The sequence below is a fragment of the Aliivibrio sifiae genome (assembly GCF_002954705.1).
Taxonomy (GTDB): domain Bacteria; phylum Pseudomonadota; class Gammaproteobacteria; order Enterobacterales; family Vibrionaceae; genus Aliivibrio; species Aliivibrio sifiae_A.
Window position 1 is genome coordinate 2,332,521 of record NZ_MSCO01000001.1, and the last position, 17,811, is coordinate 2,350,331.

Annotated in this window: 19 protein-coding genes and 1 other RNA gene; 8 read left to right on the forward strand and 12 right to left on the reverse strand. The window is 37.6% G+C overall.

Going from position 1 to position 17,811, the window contains the following annotated elements; all coding sequences use genetic code 11:
• The first annotated feature begins 169 nt into the window (after positions 1 to 169).
• Positions 170 to 373, forward strand: a complete 204-nt coding sequence (locus BTO22_RS10440) for a DUF1107 domain-containing protein (protein WP_060991773.1) — start codon at positions 170 to 172, stop codon at positions 371 to 373.
• A gap of 71 nt (positions 374 to 444) precedes the next feature.
• Here BTO22_RS10440 and BTO22_RS10445 read toward each other — a convergent pair whose 3' ends face one another.
• Genes BTO22_RS10445 through BTO22_RS10455 form a run of 3 tightly spaced genes read right to left on the reverse strand, consistent with a single transcriptional unit; the run spans position 445 to position 3,430 of the window.
• Positions 445 to 1,656, reverse strand: a complete 1,212-nt coding sequence (locus BTO22_RS10445; RefSeq protein ID WP_105055414.1) for an FAD-dependent 2-octaprenylphenol hydroxylase — start codon at positions 1,654 to 1,656, stop codon at positions 445 to 447.
• Positions 1,657 to 1,658: 2 nt separating this feature from the next.
• Complete coding sequence (gene ubiH / locus BTO22_RS10450; protein WP_181044594.1) at positions 1,659 to 2,846, reverse strand: 2-octaprenyl-6-methoxyphenyl hydroxylase; 1,188 nt, start codon at positions 2,844 to 2,846, stop codon at positions 1,659 to 1,661.
• A gap of 14 nt (positions 2,847 to 2,860) precedes the next feature.
• Positions 2,861 to 3,430, reverse strand: a complete 570-nt coding sequence (locus tag BTO22_RS10455) for a YecA/YgfB family protein (RefSeq protein ID WP_105055416.1) — start codon at positions 3,428 to 3,430, stop codon at positions 2,861 to 2,863.
• Between the two features lie 253 nt (positions 3,431 to 3,683).
• Here BTO22_RS10455 and zapA point away from each other — a divergent pair, with 253 nt between their 5' ends.
• The 5 genes from zapA to serA all read left to right on the forward strand — a co-directional run bounded on the left by zapA (position 3,684) and on the right by serA (position 7,086).
• Complete coding sequence (gene zapA, locus BTO22_RS10460) at positions 3,684 to 4,010, forward strand: cell division protein ZapA (protein WP_146107533.1); 327 nt, start codon at positions 3,684 to 3,686, stop codon at positions 4,008 to 4,010.
• A gap of 31 nt (positions 4,011 to 4,041) precedes the next feature.
• Positions 4,042 to 4,222: non-coding RNA, 6S RNA (gene ssrS / locus BTO22_RS10465), on the forward strand.
• A 1-nt stretch (position 4,223) separates the two neighbouring features.
• Positions 4,224 to 4,805, forward strand: coding sequence for a 5-formyltetrahydrofolate cyclo-ligase (locus BTO22_RS10470; protein ID WP_105055418.1), 582 nt, complete (start codon positions 4,224 to 4,226; stop codon positions 4,803 to 4,805).
• Between the two features lie 192 nt (positions 4,806 to 4,997).
• Entirely contained in the window at positions 4,998 to 5,654 is a 657-nt protein-coding gene (rpiA, locus tag BTO22_RS10475; RefSeq protein ID WP_105055419.1) for a ribose-5-phosphate isomerase RpiA, read from the forward strand.
• 202 nt (positions 5,655 to 5,856) lie between these two features.
• The gene (serA, locus tag BTO22_RS10480) at positions 5,857 to 7,086 is read left to right on the forward strand and encodes a phosphoglycerate dehydrogenase (RefSeq protein WP_105055420.1); all 1,230 of its coding nucleotides are present in this window, start codon (positions 5,857 to 5,859) and stop codon (positions 7,084 to 7,086) included.
• An 87-nt stretch (positions 7,087 to 7,173) separates the two neighbouring features.
• Here serA and BTO22_RS10485 read toward each other — a convergent pair whose 3' ends face one another.
• The 4 genes from BTO22_RS10485 to BTO22_RS10500 all read right to left on the reverse strand — a co-directional run bounded on the left by BTO22_RS10485 (position 7,174) and on the right by BTO22_RS10500 (position 11,444).
• The gene (locus BTO22_RS10485) at positions 7,174 to 7,869 is read right to left on the reverse strand and encodes an oxidative stress defense protein (protein ID WP_105055421.1); all 696 of its coding nucleotides are present in this window, start codon (positions 7,867 to 7,869) and stop codon (positions 7,174 to 7,176) included.
• A gap of 132 nt (positions 7,870 to 8,001) precedes the next feature.
• Positions 8,002 to 8,862 carry a small-conductance mechanosensitive channel MscS gene (gene mscS, locus BTO22_RS10490; RefSeq protein WP_105055422.1) on the reverse strand — a complete coding sequence of 287 codons (861 nt, stop codon included), beginning with the start codon at positions 8,860 to 8,862 and terminating at the stop codon, positions 8,002 to 8,004.
• A 255-nt stretch (positions 8,863 to 9,117) separates the two neighbouring features.
• On the reverse strand, positions 9,118 to 9,897 hold the full coding sequence (yaaA, locus tag BTO22_RS10495) for a peroxide stress protein YaaA (protein ID WP_105055423.1): 780 nt from the start codon (positions 9,895 to 9,897) through the stop codon (positions 9,118 to 9,120).
• Positions 9,898 to 10,010: 113 nt separating this feature from the next.
• Positions 10,011 to 11,444, reverse strand: coding sequence for an alanine/glycine:cation symporter family protein (locus BTO22_RS10500; RefSeq protein ID WP_105055424.1), 1,434 nt, complete (start codon positions 11,442 to 11,444; stop codon positions 10,011 to 10,013).
• Between the two features lie 742 nt (positions 11,445 to 12,186).
• Here BTO22_RS10500 and BTO22_RS10505 point away from each other — a divergent pair.
• Positions 12,187 to 12,366, forward strand: coding sequence for a DUF3545 family protein (locus BTO22_RS10505; RefSeq protein WP_105055425.1), 180 nt, complete (start codon positions 12,187 to 12,189; stop codon positions 12,364 to 12,366).
• 185 nt (positions 12,367 to 12,551) lie between these two features.
• Here the strand turns inward: BTO22_RS10505 and BTO22_RS10510 are convergent, their stop codons facing one another.
• From BTO22_RS10510 to nfo, 3 genes are all read right to left on the reverse strand, one after another.
• Positions 12,552 to 13,079, reverse strand: a complete 528-nt coding sequence (locus tag BTO22_RS10510) for a hemerythrin domain-containing protein (protein ID WP_105055426.1) — start codon at positions 13,077 to 13,079, stop codon at positions 12,552 to 12,554.
• Positions 13,080 to 13,178: 99 nt separating this feature from the next.
• Positions 13,179 to 13,847 (reverse strand): uracil-DNA glycosylase, encoded by a 669-nt coding sequence (gene ung / locus BTO22_RS10515; protein WP_105055427.1) that lies wholly within the window; start codon positions 13,845 to 13,847, stop codon positions 13,179 to 13,181.
• A 2-nt stretch (positions 13,848 to 13,849) separates the two neighbouring features.
• Positions 13,850 to 14,695 carry a deoxyribonuclease IV gene (gene nfo, locus BTO22_RS10520; RefSeq protein ID WP_105055428.1) on the reverse strand — a complete coding sequence of 282 codons (846 nt, stop codon included), beginning with the start codon at positions 14,693 to 14,695 and terminating at the stop codon, positions 13,850 to 13,852.
• A gap of 362 nt (positions 14,696 to 15,057) precedes the next feature.
• Between nfo and grcA the strand changes: the two genes are divergently transcribed.
• Positions 15,058 to 15,435 (forward strand): autonomous glycyl radical cofactor GrcA, encoded by a 378-nt coding sequence (grcA, locus tag BTO22_RS10525; RefSeq protein ID WP_060991789.1) that lies wholly within the window; start codon positions 15,058 to 15,060, stop codon positions 15,433 to 15,435.
• Between the two features lie 138 nt (positions 15,436 to 15,573).
• Here grcA and thrC read toward each other — a convergent pair whose 3' ends face one another.
• Both thrC and thrB read right to left on the reverse strand, forming a co-directional pair.
• The gene (gene thrC / locus BTO22_RS10530; RefSeq protein ID WP_105055429.1) at positions 15,574 to 16,857 is read right to left on the reverse strand and encodes a threonine synthase; all 1,284 of its coding nucleotides are present in this window, start codon (positions 16,855 to 16,857) and stop codon (positions 15,574 to 15,576) included.
• Positions 16,854 to 17,810 carry a homoserine kinase gene (gene thrB, locus BTO22_RS10535; RefSeq protein WP_105055430.1) on the reverse strand — a complete coding sequence of 319 codons (957 nt, stop codon included), beginning with the start codon at positions 17,808 to 17,810 and terminating at the stop codon, positions 16,854 to 16,856. The genes thrC and thrB overlap by 4 nt, the downstream gene beginning before the upstream one ends.
• Position 17,811 lies beyond the last annotated feature (1 nt).

The window sequence follows — 17,811 nt, forward strand, 5'->3', positions numbered from 1 at the left end:
AAAATAATACCTTCATCACTCTATCCTATTTTTTGTAACACTATCGTCACCTTTTCTGTTTTATAATAACTCTGAAAGTAATATCGATAATGCTAATTAAAATTTATTTATTAGCATAATAGGTATAAAGGAAATGCTTTTATAGTATTAATCACTAAAGGATAATGTGATGCGATTTTTTAAGCACTATGCCCCAGGTATGATTGCTAAACATATTAGTCGACTGTTTAACGGAAAGATTCATATTCATGGTATTGGAGAGTTTAGGTTTGAAGCGGGAAAACTAATTGTTCCTTCTCAAGCTGAACGTGAACAATATAGAATGATAAAAGAGATTAACTTGGAAGTAGCTCGATTAAGACTTTCTTATTAGACTCATATGTAAAATCGATACAACTAAAAAGGTAGCTTAGGCTACCTTTTTATTTCTTAAGTTCTAAAAAATCACTTTTTCATCGCCATCTTAGGTAACCGACCAGATAAACCTAACGCTCTTTTTAAGCATTCATCTTTTACTGGGGACATCTCATTAGTCAGAGACATTCCAATCCCTCTAACCAATTTTTTAATCGGATTGGAGCCTGAAAACAACGTTTTAAACCCTTGCATTGAAGCGATCATCTGTGCAGCTTCTGCTTTTCTCCAACGCTCAAAAGGCCTCAAGTTAGTCTTCAAACCAATATCTTTACCTTCTAGGTGCAATTCCATAATAGTTTCCGCTAATGCTGCTGCATCGGCTAAACCTAAATTGACCCCTTGCCCAGCTAATGGATGAATTGTATGAGCAGCATCACCGACTAATACAACACGCTCTTTTACAAAATCTTTTGCGTAACGCATTTTCAAAGGAAAGGCTTGGCGCTCCCCTTCAACCTCACACAAACCAAGTTGATTATCAAAGGCTGCGGTTAATTGCTTATTAAACTCTTCTTTTGGCATTGAAACTAAATCTTCGGCATGAAGAGGATCTAATGACCATACTATTGAACTTAAATCACTTTCACCTAAAGGAAGAAATGCTAATGGCCCTTCAGGTCTAAATATTTGACGTGCGGTTTTATTGTGCGGCTCAACAGTTCTAATATTTGCCACAAGCGCGCTATGTCCGTAGTCCCAATGCGTTAACGGAATATCTAATTGCTGACGTAACCATGAGTTAGCACCATCAGCACCAACCACTAACTTAGCGGTAATGGCCTTACCCGACTCTAAATTGATCCAAGCTTCACTTTCACCAAATAGAATTTTACTGCAACGCTCTGGGGCAAGTAGAGTCACATTATCTTGCTTCTCTATTGTTTCAAGTAATGATAATTGAATAACGCGATTTTCAACAATATGCCCTAGATTACGCTGTGCAATCTGTTCTGCTTCAAAATCAATATGAGCGAAACTGTCTTGTTCCCACACTTTCATTGACGTATATGGGGCTGCTCGACGAGAAACAATACCTTGCCACGCTCCAACATAATCAAGAATATTTTCACTGGCTCGGCTAATGGCTGATACACGAACATCAGGTAAATTATCTAACTGAGTATCAGGTAATTTACTTTCGATCACCGCCACTCTTAATCCACTTTTTTCTAATGCCGCAGCCACCGTCAAACCGACCATGCCACCACCAATAATTGCAACATCTACACTTTGCATCATAATTATCTATTCACTCTGCCCATTGCTCGTAATGTCAGGGGCTTTAAAAAAGAACGGAACATATCAACAGCACGCAAACTTACGTTTCTTCCAATAACCATTGGAAATGAATTATTTGCGAAAATAGAAACCAATCCTGCTGTCATTGTAATTGTCTGTATTTGATCTGACTGGCGTCGTTTTTGATATTCAGAAAGTACACGATATTCACCAATATCACCCTCAGAACGATGCGCTTTAGTTAAGCATTCTGCCAATGAAAATACATCTCGAATTCCCAAGTTAAAACCTTGTCCTGCAATTGGGTGCAATGTTTGTGCTGCATTACCAATGGCAGCAAAACGATGAGAGATGTATTGTTTCTGGCGACGTAACCATAATGGATAATGCGCTCGTTTACCTGTTTTAATAAACTGCCCTAAACGCCACCCAAAAGCACGCTGCAGGTGCTCTAAAAAAGCGTCATCATCATATGCGAGTATCTGTTGTGATTCTTCAGGGCTCACGCACCACACTAATGAACTTCGCCCCAGAGACATAGGAAGCAAAGCTAATGGCCCATGCTCAGTAAAGCGTTCAAATGCCTTACCTTGAGGATGGATGCTTGTCGTTACATTCGCAATAATCGCAACTTGTTGAAAGTCATCATTCTCACTTTCAATATTCATTATGTTACAAGTCTTTGATTCTGCCCCATCAGCCGCCACAATGAGAGAAGTTGAAATGACTTCTCCCGTCGAGAGCGTTAGTGTTGATAACGAGATATCACGTTTTATATCAATAACAGAATCAGGGCAAAGCAGCTCTATATTATGAGAGTTCATTAGCTTTTGATGATAAAAACGACCAACATCAGCTAACTCAACCACATAACCTAGAGCATCAACATTCAGCTCTTTAGAGGTTAATTCGGTAAGCCCCATATGATGTCGATCTGACACATGAATATGATTAATGGGCGTCGAAAATGAGTCAATACCAGACCAAAGATCAATATCTTGTAATAATTGAGACGTCCCACTAGATAATGCAATACTTCTTGAATCATAGCCAGGATGTTGATCCAACTTAGGCTCTACTGCCTCTATCACGGCAATAGATAATGTATCTTGATTCATTTTTTCTAGCGCCAACGCTAAAGTGGCACCTGACATGGCCCCACCCACGATCACTACATCATAATGTGTCATAGCGTTACCTATTATTAATGCACTGTTTTAGATGCTTCGCTGTGTACTTTTTGGCCTAATTCAGCATGGATAGTAAGTACACAAATACGAGTATGTTCAACCACTTGTTCAAATAGATTTTCTTGTTCTTCAAGATCATCTTCTTCATCAATCCCTAAACGAGCTATTTCCTCTAAATCTAATAATGCTTCTTTTAGTGATTCAGACGCTTTATCTAATTTTAATTCCACCAAACCCAATCCAGAAATAAAGTGATTAACCCATTCGCTTAATCCATCAGCTCGGTTCATTAACGTTTCAGTTTCATCAGGGATAAGCATATCCAAAGCAAAGTTATCTGTACTCAGTTCCGCAACGGTGCATTGGAAAATCGCGCTTCCCACTTGAAGGGCACTATCTGGCCATCCCATTCCATCATTTGTGTAATCAAAAATAAGGGGTTTCCACGTTTTATCGTCTAGTGGTAAACCACCACTTATCATCCCCACAAGCAAACCATGTAATTCTGCTGGAGTTACTGCTAATCCACTGTCTTTTAAAGCTGATTCTACGGTCAGGAAGGTTGGCATTTTAATTACGCTCATGGAGTGGTCTCTGATTTTATGAATAGTGCCACCATGCTACCACTTTGCGCATTTTCAGAAAACTCACGATCTCTCGCAATTGGGTATCTTTTCATCAGATTGTTGTTTTATTAAGAATATAGTTAACCACCATCAACAAAGAGAGGGGAAATACTTGAATCTTATTCACGCATTTCTTATAGTTTCATTCACTTATCACTGATGTATTTTTAAATCGGTGTATTCTTCTAGTTTAACGATGAGTAATGTATTGATGACAAGCCAAGCCGTGCAAGTCCAAATCTTAGGACGAGCCATCAAGGTTAACTGCCCTGCTGGTCAAGAAGCTGCGTTGAAAGAAGCAGCAAAAGATTTAGATAATAGAGTAAATGAATTATCTGAGCGAACTAAGGTAACCAATACTGAGCAATTATTAACTATTACATCGTTAAATATCTGCTATGAGCTACATATGGCGAAGAAAGAAGCAAGCCAACATTCATCTGATGTTTATGAGCGAATGGGGCTGCTTGCTAGCGCACTAGAAGCTGCAATTTCTACCGTAAAGCCTAGCCAAATAGAAGAAAATACGGCAGAATAGAGCTGTCGCTAAGGATAGCAAAAGAATTAAATTTACCCTGGAGTGTTTGTAGGCGGATCTATGTCCCTGAGCCGATAAGCACAAATTAGGGTTAGTATTTATTTACTATTGAGCATGCTCGGCTTGTACTGAGAAGCCTACGGTAAATGTTGCTGATCCGCCTTGAACCTAGGGTTCAAGGGCTACGACCACTACGGCACTTTGGGGTATTCCATGACATCTCGTCGACACATTCGACAATTGATTCGCCAGAATCGCAACGCTTTATCTCCTCAAGAACAAACTCAAGCCGCTGAAGACCTTGTCTTGCAATGCGCTAACGATCCTTATATTCAAAACGCAAAATCTATCGCTGTTTATCTATCTGTAGACGGTGAAATCGACACATCACTATTGATCAAATGGTTTTGGCAACAAGGTAAATCCGTTTCTTTGCCTGTTGTTCACCCTTTTAGTAAAGGGCATCTACTTTTTCTTCAATACAATTCAAATACCCAACTGCTCCTAAATAAATACCAGATCCCTGAACCAAAATTAGACAAAAATCAAGTCGTTCCCGTTAATGAACTTGATATCATCATTACGCCCCTTGTCGCTTTTGATCAAACAGGTAATCGATTAGGTATGGGAGGCGGTTATTACGATCGCACTCTAGTTAATTGGCATCACTATCAAACAGGCCCAATACCACTTGGTATTGCCCACACTTGTCAACAAGTTAAGTTATTACCCATCGAATCTTGGGATGTACCACTACCTCGAATTATTACTCCGAATCAAACATGGTATTGGTAGAACCAAGTAACACGCAACTATAAATTACCTACCAAATTGAAACGTTAGTCAACTTTCTGCGGCATCAAAACGAAAACGTTTGCATTAATCCTATTTTTTCTCGTTTATTAACTTATTTTTTCTGACGAAGAAAAATCGGTACGTTATAATCGAGCCGTTTTATTTGAACTCTATTATTTCTAGGAGAAGGTCATGACTCAAGACGAGATGAAAAAAGCAGCTGGTTGGGCAGCGTTAGAATACGTAAAACCGGGCAGTATTGTTGGTGTAGGTACAGGATCAACAGTAAATCATTTCATCGACGCACTTGCGACCATGAAGGGTAAGATCAAAGGCGCAGTATCAAGCTCTGTAGCATCAACTGAAAAACTAAAAGAATTGGGTATTGAAGTATTTGATTGTAATGATGTTGCTGGTCTTGATGTTTATGTCGATGGCGCAGATGAAATCAACGGTAAAAATGAAATGATTAAAGGCGGCGGCGCTGCACTTACTCGTGAAAAAATCGTTGCAGCTATCTCTGAAAAATTCATTTGTATTGTTGATGATACAAAACAAGTGGAAGTATTAGGCCAATTCCCTCTTCCTGTTGAAGTTATTCCAATGGCTCGCTCTTACGTCGCTCGCGAGCTAGTTAAACTCGGTGGCGATCCTGAATACCGCCATGGTGTAACAACGGATAACGGTAACGTTATTTTAGATGTTCACAATATGAAAATTACTAACGCAAAAGAGCTTGAAGATAAAATCAATGCACTTCCTGGTGTAGTAACGGTTGGCTTATTTGCTCATCGTGGTGCAGATGCACTATTAGTCGGCTCTCCTGACGGTGTAAAAAAGTTCGTTTAATCCAATAAGCGCACTTCTTATCCCTTAAGTCTAAGGGATAAAATGTCATTTGATTACAAACGGTACTCATTAGTGCCGTTTTTTATTAACTATTCCGTAATTTTCTTACCCAAACTGGTTATTTTTTGATACTTTATAATCATCAATAAATAATCACTTCCCATCAATCACTATTGATTTTGTTTTTAAGGATAAGAACGCCATGGCAAAAGTATCTCTGGAAAAAGAAAAAATTAAAATTCTTCTTTTAGAAGGATTGCATCCATCTTGTGTTGAAGTCTTTCAAGCTGACGGCTACACCAACATTGAATACCATAAAGGCTCACTATCAGAAGAAGAGTTACTTGAAGCAGTAAAAGATGTTCACTTCATCGGCTTGCGTTCGCGTACTCAACTGACTCAAGAAGTGTTTGATGCTGCTAATAAATTAGTGGCTGTGGGCTGTTTCTGTATTGGCACTAACCAAGTTAACTTAACAGCAGCAGCAAAGCGCGGTATTCCTGTGTTTAATGCCCCTTTCTCGAACACCCGTAGTGTTGCTGAATTAGTTTTAGGGCAAATTCTATTATTACTTCGTGGTATTCCAGAAAAAAATGCCCAAGCTCACCGTGGCATCTGGAAAAAAAGTGCGGACGCTTCTTTTGAAGCAAGAGGCAAACGTTTGGGTATTATAGGTTATGGACATATCGGTACACAGTTAGGTATTTTAGCTGAAAACCTTGGTATGCGTGTTTACTACTACGATATCGAAAGCAAGCTTTCATTAGGCAATGCAACTCAAATTCAAACCATGAGTGAATTATTAAATAAGTGTGATGTTATCTCCCTTCATGTGCCAGAAACAGCGGGTACAAAAGATATGATGGGAGCTGATGAATTTGCTCGTATGAAGCCAGGTTCAATCTTCATCAACGCAGCTCGTGGTACTGTCGTTAAAATTCAAGATCTTTGTGATGCGCTTGAATCTAGTCATTTAGGTGGTGCTGCTGTAGATGTATTCCCTGTTGAACCAAAAACGAATGCAGACCCATTTGAATCTCCATTACAAAAATTTGATAACGTCATCCTGACACCTCATGTTGGTGGCTCAACGCAAGAAGCTCAAGAAAACATTGGGGTAGAAGTGGCTGGTAAATTAACTAAGTACTCAGATAACGGCTCAACCTTATCATCAGTTAATTTCCCTGAAGTATCTCTTCCACTACATACCGATACCTCTCGCCTATTACATATTCATGAAAACCGCCCTGGTATCTTAACTAAAATTAACACCATTTTTGCAGATGAAGGGATTAACATTGCAGCCCAGTACCTACAAACATCGGCAGAGATGGGTTATGTTGTCATTGATGTGGAAACGGCTCGTTCAGAAGAAGCACTTGTTCAGCTTAAAGCGATTGACGGTACAATTCGAGCGCGTATTCTCCACTAAGATTTATACGCTTTAATCCCACAGTCAAAATAAAAAATGGGTTACCTTTACGGGTAACCCATTTTTACATTCAATTTCTTTTAGAGGTTAATCTTTAAGACGATATACGACAGACACAGAATCAGTAATAACCATTTGGTTATCTTGGTAGCTTTCTGAGATATCTGACGCCGCCTCCATTCTCATACTTTTCATTAAAACAGGTTGGCTATAGTTATTATGATAAGAGACTTTCCAAACACCTTTTACTGCTGTACCAAAACCTTTCGCTAATGATGCTGCTTTATCGTTAGCATCTTTAATGGCCTCTAAACGTGCAGCCTCAATATATTCTTTTTCTTTACTGGTTTTTAATTCAATATGATTAATACGGTTAATTCCATCGCCTAACGCTTTATCTAGGTAGCTATTCAATTTATTTAAATCCATTACCGTAACCGTAATATTACGAATAGCTTTATACCCAACAAGCTCTGGTTTTTTCCCTTTTGGGTAACGATACTCTGGTGTTAAGCGAATATTTCCACTGTTAATATTTTCACGTTTCACGCCTTGTACTTCTAAACGTGCAAGGAAACTCGTCACGGCTTTATCTGCTGCTTGCTTTGCTTTTTCTGCGGTTGCTTTACTTTCTACCACATCAACTGAAAACTGCGCCATATCTGGCACAACAAGCACCTCTCCTGTACCTAATACTTCAAGATGAGGAAAATCGGGTGATGAAGCAAAAGCCATTGGTGTTAAACAAGCCGATAAACATAAAGCACTGATTATTTTTTTCATGGTTAATATCTCAAAGTAACATCATAGAGTTATGACTATAGGAACAATAAATAATTCCCTTAGCCAACCAAAGTTCCATTCAAAAAAAATGCTACCCGAAGGCAGCATTTCATGTATTGATTTAAGTAAACCTTAGTCTACTTTATTTAAATGCACATCCATTTGTGGGAATGGGATCTCAATACCTTCATTATCAAGACCCTCTTTAATCGCTTGAAGCGTATCAAAGTAAACATCCCAGTATTGCTCTGTTTTACACCAAGGGCGAACAACAAAGTTTACTGATGAATCAGCAAGAGCAACAACACCAACCGTTGGTGCTGGAGTTTTAAGAACACGCTCATCAGACTCAAGTACCTTAGTGATTACTTCTTTCGTTTTCTTCAGATCAGCACTGTAAGAAACACCAATTACATGATCAACACGACGAGTCGCATGACGAGAATAGTTTGTGATTGGGCTACCAATTACACCCCCATTTGGTACAACAACCATTTTGTTGTCTGGCGTTGTTAAAATAGTTTGGAAAATTTGAATTGAATCTACAGAACCTGCAACGCCACCAATCTCTACGTAATCGCCAGATTTGAATGGACGGAAAGCAACAATCAATACACCTGCTGCAAAGTTTGATAAAGAACCTTGAAGTGCAAGACCAACCGCTAAACCAGCCGCACCGATAACCGCAACTACAGAAGCCGTTTGAACGCCGACTTTACCTAGCGCTGCAATTAATACGATGATAAATAGAAGGTAACGAACTAGTGTATGAACAAAGTTAACAACCGCTTTGTCCATTTTCTTTTTCTCAAGAGCTTTGCCAACACCGTTTGCAATTTTCTTAACGATAATATTACCGATAAAAAGAATTGCTAATGCTGAAATAATATTTACACCATAAGTAATAAATAACTCTGAATTATCTGTTAGCCAAGTTTCTAAATTTGCTACTCCAGTAGTAGCTAAATCAGTTACTGCGCCTTGATCTGCCATTTGATTTGTCCTTTATAGTTATTCTCAGTATAAATTGAGATGATTGCCATTATGTTGACGATTTATACCAATTCTAACACCGCCAGTGTCAGTTTGATCTAAAATCCTTTTTAAAATCTATTTATTTAATTAAATTCTCTCTGGTAAGAAAAGAAAAAAAATACTAATTACAATAACCTATCTCATACTATCAGATCAAACAATTATCGATACATTTTAATTACATTAAAAACACATTTTATCCATCAAGTACGGTTATTTCTTCTGTTCTTCTCTTTTGAAGATAAGCTCACTATCTGATGATTCAGCATCAACAAAATAGTATCCATCCACCGTAAAGCTTTTTAGCTCTTCTATTGTTGAAATTCTATTTTCAATAATAAAGCGAGCCATCAAACCTCTGGCTTTTTTGGCATAAAAACTAATAATTTTATACTGCCCATTTTTACAATCTTTAAAAATGGGCGTAATAATTTTAGCTGATAATTCTTTTGTTTTAACGGCTTTAAAATATTCATTAGATGCAAGATTAATCAATACATCCTCTCCTTGCTCAGTAATAACGTGATTCAATTTTTGTGTAATCGCACTCCCCCAAAACTGATACAAGTTTGTTCCACGCTTGTTCGCTAACTTTGTCCCCATTTCTAACCGATAAGGCTGCATTAAATCCAATGGCTTTAAAAGGCCATATAATCCAGAAAGGATGCGTAAGTGTGTTTGAGCATATTCGATATCGCTATTCGTTAAGCTATTTGCATCTAATCCGGTGTAAACATCACCTTTAAAAGCATAAAGAGCCTGACGTGCATTATCATGAGTAAACGTCGTTGACCACTCTTCAAAACGAACCGCATTTAAACTTGCGATCTTATCGCTGACTTTCATTAATTTAGAGATATCAAGAGGTGTTAAGGTCTTACATACCTTAATTAACTCAGCAGAATCTGAAATAAAATCAGGTTGAGTAAACGTATCTATTGGCAATGGTGCTTCATAATCAAGAGTTTTCGCTGGAGAAACGACGATAAGCATGAGCAAGATATCCCTGTATATTTTTATATATAAAGATAGTAACGATTAAGATAAAAAAAAGCCACGCTAGGTTGCGTGGCTTTATCTATTTATTTAATGGGTAAAAGCAATGATCATTTTTGCTCTTTGACATTATCCCAAATACCTTCTTCAAGTTGAGAATGTAATTCTGGATAATCTTTACTATCGAATGTAGGGACCTTACCTTCACTTAGCTGTTTATTATAATCTTTTGCAAGCTTAATAACCGTACCTGATAATAAAGAGATAGCGATTAAATTAACTATCGCCATTAACCCCATAGAGACGTCAGCAAGAGCCCATACCGTTGGTAGCGAAGATAGTGCTCCAAACATTACCATACCCAATACAACAATACGGAAAATACCAATCCCAGCCTTATGGTTATGTTCTAAGAATATAAGGTTTGTCTCTGCATAAGAATAATTTGCGATAATAGAAGTAAAAGCAAAAAAGAAAATAGCGACAGCAACAAAAATACCGCCCCAATCACCAACTTGGCTTGTTAACGCAAGTTGAGTTAATTCAATACCTGTCACCTCACCATGAGGTACATATTCACCAGACATCAAAATGATTGCCACTGTTGCAGAACAAATTACAATCGTATCCATAAAAACACCTAGCATTTGGACATAACCTTGTGATGCTGGGTGTGGTGGATATGGTGTAGCTGATGCTGCTGCATTGGGTGCTGAGCCCATACCTGCTTCGTTAGAAAACAAGCCACGCTTAATACCATTAATCATCGCTTGTGCAATTGCATAGCCTAAACCACCTGCTGCTGCCTCTTGAAGACCAAAAGCACTCTTAAAGATCAAAGTAATCACACCTGGTAGCTTTTCAATATTCGTGATCATAATGAACATGGCAATTGCTAGGTAAGCTAATGCCATCACTGGCACTATAATTTCAGCAGTACGAGCAATGGTTCTAAAACCACCAAAAATAACAATTGCTGAAATAATAACAATCGCGATACCGACATAAAGAGGTTCCCAACCAAATGCCGTTTGCATTGCTCCAACAATAGAGTTGGCTTGAACTGCATTGAAAACTAAACCAAAAGCAATAATCAAAAAGACAGAGAACAATACACCCATCCAGCGCATTCCCAACCCCTTCTCCATATAATAGGCTGGACCTCCACGATAATTACCTTCATCATCTCTAGTTTTATATAATTGAGCTAACGTACTTTCTGCAAAAGACGTTGCCATGCCTAACATGGCAATCAACCACATCCAAAAGATAGAACCAGGACCACCAGCAGTTAACGCTACTGCGACACCAGCCATGTTACCTGTGCCAACACGAGCAGCAAGACTCGTACATAATGCTTGGAATGATGAAATACCCGATGGATCTGATTTTCTACTGTTCTTCAATACCGAAAACATATGACCAAAATGGCGGAATTGAATAAAACCTAATCGAATAGTGAAATAGATACCAATGGCAACCAGTAGATATACAAGTACTGAACCCCATAATAAGTCATTCAGTAAATTAATAAGACTTGTCACTTTTCCCTCTCCGTTACACTAATATTTCCTACACTTAGTTTTACTAAGTGTCCCTACTAATCTTGTATTCATTTTCTATTATTTATTCAGGAATGCTTGAGTTATCTTTTTTATTGCAACTCTATTCATTTATTTGCAGTAAATGTAAATACTTACTCACCTAGTAAGATTAGCGAGCTGAATGATGCTCAGTATTTACTAAAAAATCAATAGAAAACAGAGACTCCGCCAATGACATTTTGTCTACAAAACTAGAAATTCAACCTCACAAGAGCAACAATAAAACACCACAACGATAACATCCAAACCGTAATATAAGTGCAAAAATAAACTCGTCGTCCTCTTTGTTTATAAAAGATCCATATCTCTGGCTCTATAAAAAACAGAGAGATATAAGTTTAAATACACTAATTTTGTTTTTACTCTCTAATTTTTATTAATAAATAATGTGAATAGAATTCGTACCGCCAGATCTTATAAGAACCAATATTCTAGTTAACAAAAATTAAACATGAAAATATATTAATCCTTTCTTATAAATCCACCAAAACCGCGGTAATTAATTCATTTAGGCTATATTTAAATCAGTTAAGTGATCACTATCTCATAAAAAATTCACCAAAAAGAAAAAAATGCGAAACAGTTCAAGGTCATAATCGTTACTCTGTGATACTTAATAACATGCTAAATAAATACTTTACTCTTTGTAATAACTAATTAATTTATAAAAAACGAGGTGCTTATGGATGGGTACACATTAAATGATTTATTAGCTACGAAAACATCGACAACGAAGAAGAAACAAACAAAGCGTTTATGGCGTGAAATAGAAGAACTTCAAGATCGTCGTCAACTATTACAGGAGTTAAAAGAGTTAGACCCTTTCTTTAAAGGAAATATCGATTCCGCAATTTTTAAATAAAACTTATACCAATAACAGTAAATAAGTGCTCAGAAATAGCCCAGTAAAATGTTTGAGAACAAGGCGAAATTATCGAGTATTTTAACCAGCTAGGGTAATCAGTTATTTACTACGGTTGATATTACATGCCGAAAGATATAAAAAAGGAGAGCAGTAGCTCTCCTTTTATTTACTTAAAAAACCATCTATCGAACTTTTTCTGCAAGCTCTAAGAAACGCTTATCAGCTTTACTTCCAAAAACTGGGTCCTCTTCCTCGCTCCAATTTCGTTCTAACGTTTTCCAATCATCAAGCGTTAAATGCGCTTTTAAAAAAGGAAAGATTTCTTTTTCTTCAAGCTCCAAATGTTGCTCTATCCTATGAGTAAATGCTTTTAACTTAGACTTAAACACTTCTTTTGGAACAATGGAATCATTTAAAATCATCGTAATCGCTATAGAGAATTCTTCAGTTTCATTCGACAGCGTATCATGCTCTTTCAATAAATTTGTTAACCCTTGATGCTCACCATAACGGTTAATATAATATTGATAAATCATATCCTCTTTTGGGTGATGAATTTTTTCAGCTACTGACGATAAATAATCTACACTCTCACGAATCACATTATAATTGATGTTTTTTTCACCATCCAGTCGAGCCAGTTTATTATCTAACAACTGAATAATACGATTAATATAGCCGTGCTCTTTATAAATACTTTCTATAAGCATTCTGTCCTCCCTTACCATTCCAGTAATTACCTTATTTACTATAAGTGTATATGACTGGAATAAGAGAACAGGATTAAGTTCAAATTTTATACAGTGATTCTATGTAACTGAATGCCAGTTGATCTCTGATAAGTTCTTTATTCTAAGTAATTCATTGGTTTGTGAAAAATGTTTGCAACCAAAGAAACCACGATGAGCAGAAAGAGGTGAAGGGTGCGGAGCTCTTAGAATAGAATGACGATACTCATCTATATTTGCCCCTTTCTTCTGAGCATGTGCTCCCCACAACAAGAAAATCACATCATCATTATGCTCATTAATATATTGAATAATTGCGTCAGTAAAAAGCTCCCAACCTAATTTCGCATGAGAATGAGCTTTTCCTTCTTCAACAGTCAACACTGTATTTAGCAATAAGACCCCTTGCTTAGCCCAACTCTCTAAATTACCATGGTCTGGAATAGTAAATCCCTCAATGTCTTGCGCTAATTCTTTATACATATTACGTAAAGAAGGTGGGATTTTAATACCAGGCAATACAGAGAAAGAAAGACCATGAGCTTGCCCTGCACCATGGTATGGGTCTTGTCCGAGAATCACTACTTTTACATCATCAAAAGCAGTTAAATCAAATGCGGTAAAAACATCCTCTGGTTGAGGAAAAATTATTTTCCCCGCCCCTCTTTCACTCTCAATTTTGGTCATCATCGATTGATAGTATACTTTCTCCTTTTCAGCCGATAACACCGGTTCCCAAGTCATTGTCATTATTAGTTCTCGCTTAATTTTCTTAATTGAGCTATTTCATCTTTCCAGATTTCAGGATCAATGGTTTCTAAAACTAAAGGAATATTATTAAATCGCTTATCTTGCATAATATATTCAAAGCAATCCCAACCAATCGTACCTTCTCCTAGAGACTGATGACGATCAACTCGGCTACCTAGTTCAATTTTTGCGTCATTAATATGCATACCACGTAAATATTGAAAACCGACAATACGTTCGAATTCAGAGAAAGTATGTTCACACGCCTCTTTACTGCTTAAGTCATAGCCTGCAGCAAAAGTATGGCAAGTATCAATACAAATACCAACCCGTGTTTTATCTTCTACTTGATCAATAATTTGTGCTAAATGCTCAAACTTCCATCCTAAATTTGTTCCTTGCCCTGCAGTATTTTCAATAACAGCAATAACATTAGGAACCGCTTGGTGCGCTAAATTAATTGACTCAGCAATTAGAGCTAAGCATTCATCTTCTGAGATTTTCTTTAGATGACTTCCGGGATGGAAATTAAGTAAGGTTAATCCAAGTTGATTGCAGCGTTCCATCTCATCAATAAATGCTGCACGAGATTTTTCTAATTTTTCAGTTTCAGGAGCCCCTAAATTTATTAAATAAGAGTCATGAGGTAATATTTGATCACTAGAAAAACCAAAACGCTTACAGTTTGCTTTAAAATCAGAGATGACCTTATTTGTTAATGGTTTTGCAGCCCATTGACGTTGATTTTTAGTAAATAGAGCAAAGGCATTAGCCCCTATTTGATAAGCTCTTTTAGGTGCTTGACCAACCCCTCCTGCCGCAGACACATGAGCGCCAATATATTTCATCTCAGTACTTTCCCTTCAAAATTATCTTCACGCTATTATTACGGTAAACGCTTTATTTGTCAGTATTTCTCTAAATTACTATCCTTAAAATCAATAAAATAGAGATAAACAAAATACGTTATTTTGTAGTAAGTTTACTACAAAATAACGTAATACCAACAAAGTAGTAATCCGCATTTATCGTGCTACAGGCTAGCTATATGGTGCTTTATTGATTTAGAACAACCTTTTTAAGATGAATTAATTATCACTTTTTGTTGTTTTTTGACTTATATCAATATACAAAGTAAGGGTATCATGTATATAATGTGACCCATAAGATATTTACAAAATAACCACAAAGTGGACTAGGAGAAAGTAAAATGATCACAGGTATCCAAATTACTAAAGCTGCAAATGACGATCTTCTTAACTCAATCTGGCTACTAGATAGTGAGAAAAATGAAGCGCGTTGTGTTGTTGCAACTTCAGGCTTTGAAGCTGATCAAGTAATTGCAGCAAACGAGCTGGGCGAGTATGAAAGCCGTGACGTTGCAATTGAAAAAGCACCAAAAATTGAAGGTGGCCAACACCTAAATGTTAACGTTTTACAACGTGACACATTAGAAGACGCTGTTAAGCACCCAGAGAACTACCCACAACTGACTATCCGTGTTTCTGGTTATGCTGTGCGTTTCAACTCTCTAACTACTGAACAACAAAAAGACGTTATCGCACGTACATTCACTGAAACTCTATAATTTTAGAGTTAATTGAATTCAATAAAAACGGCACTCATTGCTCATGAGTGCCGTTTTTTTTATATTTGTAGCTATATGAATCTAAATAAAAGCCCCTGACTTTAAGGTTAAGTCAGGGGCTTTTTTATCTCAACAGTATTATTGAACTTTACGTAATACCGCTTTTAATGCATCAAAGTCATTAGCAAGATCTTCAGATAACAGCTCCATTGCATTATGTTTCGCTAATGGTTCTGGCAATCCCAGATCACCACCTAAGATATCATCCACAACTTCTTTAAATTTTGCCGGATGTGCAGTACATAAGAAAAGCCCGGTTTCACCTTCATTAAGTTGCTCTTCAAGAATACGATAAGCAATCGCACCATGAGGCTCACATAAATAACCTTCAGCATTCATTACTTTTAGCGTTTCAGCACTTTGTTCATCCGTTACCGCTCCTTTACCAAGCGTTTCTAGCCCCCAACCTAAACGCTGACATAATTCTTCGATTCGAGGCCAGTTATTTGGTTGGCTCACGTCCATTGCATTTGAGATTGTTGGAATCGTCGTTTTTGGCTCCCACTTACCCGTTTCAAGATAGCGCGGTACCGTATCATTAACATTAGTTGCAGCAATAAAGCGCTTAACTGGTAAGCCTAATGATTTAGCTAACAGACCTGCAGTTAAATTACCAAAATTACCACTTGGTACTGAGATAACGACATCACTACGTTTTTCTTTTGGCAGTTGAGATACCGCTTCAAAGTAGTAACAAATTTGCGCCATTAGTCGGCTGATGTTAATTGAGTTCGCTGAATTCAGTCCAACTTCTTTACGTAGCTCAGCATCATCAAACGATTGTTTAACTAATGCCTGACAGTCATCAAAGTCACCATCAACGGCAACGGTATGAATATTCTTGCCTAGTGTACAAAATAACTTTTCTTGCAGTGGGCTGATCTTTCCTTTTGGATAAAGAATAACAACTTTAATGTTATCCATACCATAGAATGCGTGAGCAACGGCGGCACCTGTATCACCTGATGTCGCCGTTAGAATCGTAATTTGTTCATTACCTTCTGTCACCGCAGCTAGAGATTGCGCCATAAAACGACCACCAAAATCTTTAAACGCTAATGTCGGGCCATGAAATAATTCAAGCGCATAAACGCCCTCTTTTACTGCATGAATTGGCGCTGGGAATTGAAACGCATTTTCGACCATGCTTTTCACTGTATCTTGTGATAATTCCTCACCAATAAACGCAGATAAAATCTTAGTGCTACGAGGAATAAAATCTTCAGCTAGAAGCGTATCAACATCATCAAACTTAGGCAATTCTGATGGAAAAAATAGTCCTTGATTACGGCCTAACCCTTGGCGAACCGCTTGACCAAAAGAGACCTGTTCATCATTTTCTTTTATGTTATACAGCTTCATAGTTTACTTCCTGTTACTTGTGAGCCTTGCTTATCCAAACGACAAACATGGACAAATCCTTCATCATTTTGTACATAATTTTCTTGTAGCCAACGAGATACTCGCTCAGCGACATCTTTATCTTTACAGATGCTAAACAGCGTTGGACCAGAGCCAGAGATCCCAGTTGTCAGTGCTCCTGCTGAAGCAGCATATTCACGCGCTTTCGCAAAGTTAGGTAATAAGCGTTCACGATAGGGTTCAGCCACCACATCTTTAATCATTTTCGCAGCTAATTCAGGCTGCTTTGAATAACATGCATGAATAAAACCTGCTAAATTACGACCATGTGCTATCACATCTTGACGGCGGTATTGAGAAGGTAAAATCTCCCGCGCTTCTGCTGTTGATACTTTAATTCCTGGGTATGCCATCACCCAATACCATTCATCAAAACACGGAACTTCTTGGCTAATAATACCTAACTCTTCAACCATTAATTGCAGACCACCAAGATAACAAGGAGCAACATTATCATAATGAATACCACCTGATATCTGCCCTTCCATCTCACCCATTAATGCCAACACTTCCATGTCTGTTAATGGTTTATCATGAAATAAATTCAACGCATCTAATGCGGCTACAATCGAACAGGCGCTAGAACCAAGTCCAGAGCCAATTGGCATGTTCTTCTCAAGTACCATATGAATCGGTTTAAGTTCAGTGCCTTTTTTTACAAGCTCTCTTGCAAATACACGCCAGCAATCATAAACAATATTTTCTTTTGGGTTCTCAGGTAACTTATCTACAAAGCTACCTGCGGTTGCTAAAGTGAAAGCTTCGGTTCCTAATTCAACTAAAACACGATCACCTAGTAATGTGCCATCAACAGGAGAAACTGCGGCACCTAATACATCAAAGCCAACACTTACATTACCAATTGATGCTGGAGCATAAACAACAACACTCATT

Excerpts from the sequence above, each read along its gene's own strand:
- BTO22_RS10440 (WP_060991773.1), top strand. The coding sequence starts at position 170 with ATGCGATTTTTTAAGCACTATGCCCCAGGTATGATTGCTAAACATATT.
- BTO22_RS10445 (WP_105055414.1), bottom strand. The coding sequence starts at position 1,656 with ATGATGCAAAGTGTAGATGTTGCAATTATTGGTGGTGGCATGGTCGGT.
- ubiH (WP_181044594.1), bottom strand. The coding sequence starts at position 2,846 with ATGACACATTATGATGTAGTGATCGTGGGTGGGGCCATGTCAGGTGCC.
- BTO22_RS10455 (WP_105055416.1), bottom strand. The coding sequence starts at position 3,430 with ATGAGCGTAATTAAAATGCCAACCTTCCTGACCGTAGAATCAGCTTTA.
- zapA (WP_146107533.1), top strand. The coding sequence starts at position 3,684 with ATGACAAGCCAAGCCGTGCAAGTCCAAATCTTAGGACGAGCCATCAAG.
- BTO22_RS10470 (WP_105055418.1), top strand. The coding sequence starts at position 4,224 with ATGACATCTCGTCGACACATTCGACAATTGATTCGCCAGAATCGCAAC.
- rpiA (WP_105055419.1), top strand. The coding sequence starts at position 4,998 with ATGACTCAAGACGAGATGAAAAAAGCAGCTGGTTGGGCAGCGTTAGAA.
- serA (WP_105055420.1), top strand. The coding sequence starts at position 5,857 with ATGGCAAAAGTATCTCTGGAAAAAGAAAAAATTAAAATTCTTCTTTTA.
- BTO22_RS10485 (WP_105055421.1), bottom strand. The coding sequence starts at position 7,869 with ATGAAAAAAATAATCAGTGCTTTATGTTTATCGGCTTGTTTAACACCA.
- mscS (WP_105055422.1), bottom strand. The coding sequence starts at position 8,862 with ATGGCAGATCAAGGCGCAGTAACTGATTTAGCTACTACTGGAGTAGCA.
- yaaA (WP_105055423.1), bottom strand. The coding sequence starts at position 9,897 with ATGCTTATCGTCGTTTCTCCAGCGAAAACTCTTGATTATGAAGCACCA.
- BTO22_RS10505 (WP_105055425.1), top strand. The coding sequence starts at position 12,187 with ATGGATGGGTACACATTAAATGATTTATTAGCTACGAAAACATCGACA.
- BTO22_RS10510 (WP_105055426.1), bottom strand. The coding sequence starts at position 13,079 with ATGCTTATAGAAAGTATTTATAAAGAGCACGGCTATATTAATCGTATT.
- ung (WP_105055427.1), bottom strand. The coding sequence starts at position 13,847 with ATGACAATGACTTGGGAACCGGTGTTATCGGCTGAAAAGGAGAAAGTA.
- nfo (WP_105055428.1), bottom strand. The coding sequence starts at position 14,695 with ATGAAATATATTGGCGCTCATGTGTCTGCGGCAGGAGGGGTTGGTCAA.
- grcA (WP_060991789.1), top strand. The coding sequence starts at position 15,058 with ATGATCACAGGTATCCAAATTACTAAAGCTGCAAATGACGATCTTCTT.
- thrC (WP_105055429.1), bottom strand. The coding sequence starts at position 16,857 with ATGAAGCTGTATAACATAAAAGAAAATGATGAACAGGTCTCTTTTGGT.
- thrB (WP_105055430.1), bottom strand. The coding sequence starts at position 17,810 with ATGAGTGTTGTTGTTTATGCTCCAGCATCAATTGGTAATGTAAGTGTT.